2 pseudogenes are annotated in these 637 nt (G+C 71.3%); both read left to right on the top strand.

The annotated features are described in order from the left end of the window. A pseudogene (locus NS331_RS25170) lies at nt 1-506 on the top strand (methyl-accepting chemotaxis protein); the annotation flags it as partial. 36 nt (nt 507-542) lie between these two features. Continuing rightward, nucleotides 543-637 (top strand): annotated as a pseudogene (locus NS331_RS27315) (response regulator); the annotation flags it as partial.

Raw genomic sequence — 637 nt, 5'->3', positions numbered from 1 at the left:
CGGCCATCGAGGAGACGCGCGCCGCCGCCCAGGTCTCCCAGCGCCAGGAGCACCAGGTGATGGCCGACTCCGAGAGCCGCATCGCGCACGTGCTGGGCGACTTCCAGCAGCTGACGGCCGAGCTGGCCGCCTCGGCCGAGCTGCTGCGCAACGAGGGCCGCCAGATCCAGGCGGAGGTCAACGACGCGCTGGTGCAGCTGCAGTTCCAGGACCGGGTGAGCCAGGTGCTCAGCCACGTGCGCGACAACATCGCCCGCATGCCCGAGGTGGTGCGTGCGCACCACGCGCAGGGCCTGCGCGACGGGCGGCTGCTGCCGCTGCAGGCCACCGAGCTGCTGGAGGAGCTGGCCTCCATCTACGCCATGGCCAGCGAGCGGGCGGTGCACGACGCGCGCCTGGCCGCGGCGGCGGCCGGCCAGGGCCAGCCGCGCAGCCTGCCGCCTGCTCCGCACTCGGCCCCTGCGCCAGCGGCACCGGCGCCCGCCGAAGACATCACCTTTTTCTGATTTCCGACTTTTTCGAGCTACCTGAGGGAAGAACCCATGGCTAAGACCATTCTGATCGTCGACGACTCCGCCTCGGTGCGGACGGTGGTGGGCATTGCGCTCAAGGGCGCCGGCTACGACGTGATCGAGGG

This window comes from Pseudacidovorax intermedius, assembly GCF_001476815.1.
In the GTDB taxonomy this organism is placed as follows: domain Bacteria; phylum Pseudomonadota; class Gammaproteobacteria; order Burkholderiales; family Burkholderiaceae_C; genus Xenophilus; species Xenophilus intermedius_A.
This window is presented reverse-complemented; position numbering and strand designations above follow the sequence as displayed.